Origin of the sequence: Streptomyces sp. NPDC000134, from assembly GCF_042899225.1 — a bacterium.
In the GTDB taxonomy this organism is placed as follows: Bacteria; Actinomycetota; Actinomycetes; order Streptomycetales; family Streptomycetaceae; genus Streptomyces.
This window is the reverse complement of the sequence record NZ_JBIAZN010000052.1, coordinates 1-4,133: the sequence shown is the minus strand read 5'-3', so window position 1 is coordinate 4,133 and position 4,133 is coordinate 1. Positions and strand designations below refer to the sequence as shown.

At 73.0% G+C, this 4,133-nt stretch carries 1 protein-coding gene; it reads right to left on the bottom strand.

Features of this window, described 5'->3' with window-relative positions; genetic code table 11:
* Positions 1-4,100: amino acid adenylation domain-containing protein (locus tag ACFY32_RS34020; protein WP_390676366.1), on the bottom strand; the 4,100-nt coding region annotated here is incomplete at its 3' end.
* Between the last annotated feature and the right edge of the window lie 33 nt (positions 4,101-4,133).

Genomic DNA, 4,133 nt, shown 5'->3' with positions numbered 1-4,133 from the left:
GGCACCACCGTCAGCAGCGGATCACCACCGCCCAGCAGCTCCGTCCAGCGCGGCAGCTCCGCCAGCCGCTCCTCGCCGCGCGCCTGCGCCTCCAGCTCACGCGCCCAGTGCCGGAACGACGTCGGCACCACCGCCGGCTCCGGCACCCGCCCCGCCGCCAGCGCCCGGTACGCCTCCGCCAGATCCGGGAGCAGGGTCTGCCAGGACACCGTGTCCACCACCAGGTGGTCCACGACGAGCAGCAGCCGGCCGTCCGTCTCGGGTCCGGCGTCCAGCCACACCGCCTGGAGCATCACCCCGGCGGGCGGTGAGATGCGGTCGGTCGCCCGTGCCAGTTGCTCGTCCAGGGCGGCCGTCAGGTCGGCGCCGGTGACGTCCACCCGGCGCACCCAGTCCTCCACCGGTACGGACCCCGGCTCCGGCACCACCAGTTGCCACCGCTCGCCCGACTCCAGTCCGGCCCGCAGTACGTCATGGTGGTCCACCACCGCGCGCAGGGCGGCCACCAACGTGCCGTAGTCCAGCCCGGCCGGGACGGTGACCACCCCGGGCTGCACGACCCGGCCGATGCCGTTCCGGCCGACCCGGTCCGCCAGTTCGCGCATGACCGGCGTCAGCGGTATCGCGCCGGTGCCCGGGACGGTGACGCCGGCCACCATGTCGTCCGCCGCGACGGCGACGGTCGCCAGCCGGGCGGGCGTGCGCTGTTCGAAGACCTGCCGGGAACTGATCACCAGTCCCGCCCGGCGGGCGTTCGACACCAGCAGCATCGACATGATCGAGTCGCCGCCCAGTTCGAAGAACGACGCGTCGACCCCGACCCGTTCCAGGCCCAGCACCTCGCCGAACAGTCCGCACAGCAGTGCCTCGGCCGGGGTCTCGGGGGCGCGTCCCTCCCCGTGGGCGGCGGTCTCGGGCGCGGGCAGGGCCTTGCGGTCGACCTTGCCGTTGACCGTCAGCGGCAGGGCGTCGAGGACCATGATCGCGGCCGGGACCATGTACTCGGGTGACGTACGGGCCACGTGCTCGCGCAGGTCCTGCGGGTCGACCTCCTGCCCCTCGGGGACGACGTACCCCACCAGCCGCTTGTCGCCGGGCCGGTCCTCGCGGACGACGACGGCGGCCTGCCGTACCTCCGGGTGCGAGGCGAGGACGGACTCGATCTCACCGGGCTCGACCCGGAAGCCGCGTATTTTGACCTGCTCGTCCGCCCGGCCGGCGAACTCCAGCGACCCGTCGGCCGTCCACCGCGCGAGGTCACCGGACCGGTACATCCGGCCGTCCTCGGTGAACGGGCACGCCACGAACCGTTCGGCGGTCAGGTCGGGCCGGTTGTTGTACCCGCGCGCCAGGCCGGCGCCGGTGACGTACAGCTCGCCCGTCACACCGGGCGGGACGGGGCGCAGGAAGTCGTCCAGGACATAGACCCGGGTGTTGCCGATGGGTCCGCCGATGGGCGGGGGCGCGTCCTGGGACCCGATCCCCTCGGGCAGGAGCGTGGTGGTGGAGATGACGGTCGCCTCGGTGGGGCCGTACGTGTTCCAGATCCGCGTCCGTGCCCGCCAGCGGGCCGCCAGGTCGGCGCTCAGCCGCTCCGCGCCCACCACCCAGTTGCGTACGCCCGGTACGTCGGCCGGGTCGAGCACGCCCAGCAGCGACGGCACGACACTCGCCACCTGCACACCCGCACGGCGGATCATCTCCACCAGCGCGCCCGGCTCGGTGCGCTCCTCGCTCGACGCGATGGCCAGGGTGCCACCGCCACCCAGCGTCACCGCCACATCCAGCACCGCCGCGTCGAAGCTGAACGACGCGAACTGCAACGCCACCGTCCCCGGCTCCACGCCGAGCACCGGACGCATCACCTCGGCGAGGTTCGCGACCCCGCCGTGCTCGACGGCCACACCCTTCGGCCGGCCCGTCGAACCCGAGGTGTAGATGACATAGGCGAGCTGATCGGGTGCCACCTGTGTGTCCAACGGTTCAGCCGATGCGCCGACCGGCCCGTCAACCAGCATCACATCGATGCCGGACGGAACCAGCTCCACGGTGGTCGACTCCGTCAACACCACCGACGCACCACTGTCGGAGATCATGTACGCCAGCCGGTCCGCCGGATACTCCGGGTCCAGCGGCACATACGCGCCCCCGGCCTTCCACACCGCCAGCAACGCCACCACCATGTCCACCCCACGCGGCAGACACAGCCCCACCCGATCCACACCCACCAACCGCCGCGCCAGACCGTTCGACCGCGCGTCCAGCTCCGCATACGTCAACGCCCGCGCACCCGCACGCACCGCCACCACATCCGGCGTCCGCGCCACCCAGCCCCGGAACAGGTCCAGCACCGTCCCCGCCGACACGGGCCGCCCGGTGTCGTTGAAGTGCTCGACCACCTGGGAGCGCACGGCGGGTTCCAGTACGTCGATGTCGCTGACGCGCATTCCGGGGTCGGTGCGTATCTGTTCCAGCACGCGGACGAGGCGTCGGCTCATCCGGGTGACCTCGTGCCGGTCGAACACGTCGGGCCGGAAGTCGAGGCGGAGTTCGAGCCCGGCGCCCGGGGTGACGCCCAGGGCGAGGGCGAAGTTGGTCGACTCGCGCAGTTCGGTGCCGACGAGGGCCAGGTCCTCGACGGACGGCGGTACCGCCGGGTCGCCGGGGTAGTTCTCGAACGCCATCAGGGTGTCGAAGGTGGCGCCCGGTCCGGCGAGCCGCTGGATCTCGGTGAGCCCGAGGTGCTGGTGCTCCAGCAGCGCGGACTGCTGGGCCTGGAGCGCGGCCAGTACGTCGCCGACACTGCGCTCCGCGTCGAAGGTGACGCGCACGGGGACCGTGTTCAGGAACAGACCGAGCATGTCCTCCATGCCCGGCAGCTCCGCCGGGCGTCCGGCCACCGTGGCACCGAAGACGACGTCACGCCGCCCGGCCAACTGGCCCACGACCACCGCCCAGGCGAACTGCACCACCGTGTTCAGGGTCACGCCTTGGGCGCGGGCCGACTCGCCCAGCGCGGCGGCCAGTTCCTCGCCGGTCTGCGCGGTCACCCGGTCGAGCACGGCGGAGGCGGGGAGGGTGCGGTCGGCGGGGGCGACGAGGGTGGGGTCCTCGATGCCGTCCAGAGCCTCTCGCCAGGCTTCACGGGCGGCGTCCTGGTCCCGGCCGGCCAGCCAGGTGGCGTAGTCGCGGTAGGGCACCACGGCCGGCAGTGCGCCGGCGTCGCCGCCCGCCGCGTAGCAGGCCCACAGCTCGCGCATCAGGATGGGCAGCGACCAGCCGTCGAGCAGCAGGTGGTGCAGGGTCACCATCATGCGGACGCGGCCGTGTCCGGCGTCGACCAGGGCGACCTTCAGCAGCGGGGGGCGGGCGAGGTCGAAGCGCCGGGCGCGTTCCTCGGCCGCGATGCGCTCCGACTCGGCCCAGGCGGCGTCCGCGTCCAGGCCGGACAGGTCGTCCTCGCGCCACGGCAGTTCGGCGTGCCGTACGGCGGTCTGTACGGGCTGTTCCGTGCCGGCCGGTTGCCGGAAGCCGACCCGCAGGGTCTGGTGCCGGTCGAGCAGCGCCTGCCAGGACGCCCGCATGACCGGGGCGTCGACCCGGCCGTGCAGGTCGACGACCATCTGCTCGACGTACAGGTCCTCGCCCTGTTCGTCGAAGAGCGCGTGGAAGAGCAACCCTTCCTGGAGCGGTGACACCGGGAGTACGTCGACCAGTCCGGGGAGCGCCGATTCGAGTTCGTCGACGCGCTCCTGGTCGAGGGTGACCAGGGGGAAGTCGGACGGGGTGTGCCCGCCGCCGCGGTGGGCCGCCAGGCCGGTGAGCATCGCGGCCCAGGTGTCCAGCAGGGCCTGCGCGTCGGCCGCGTCGAGGAGTCGCTCCGGCCAGGCCAGGGTCAGGGTCAGTTCGGGGCCGGCGGGCAGGTCGCGCACCGTGCCGAGGACTTCCAGGGCGTGCATCACCGGGGCTTGGGCGGCGCTGCCCTTGCCGAAGCTGTCGGCGGTCATCCGCCAGTCGCCGTCCCGGCCACCGAAGCGTCCGAGGTAGTTGAACCCGATCTGCGGGTGCGGGAGTTCGGCGCCGGCGAGATGGCGGAGCATGCCGTAGCCCAGACCGTCACCCGGGACCGCCCG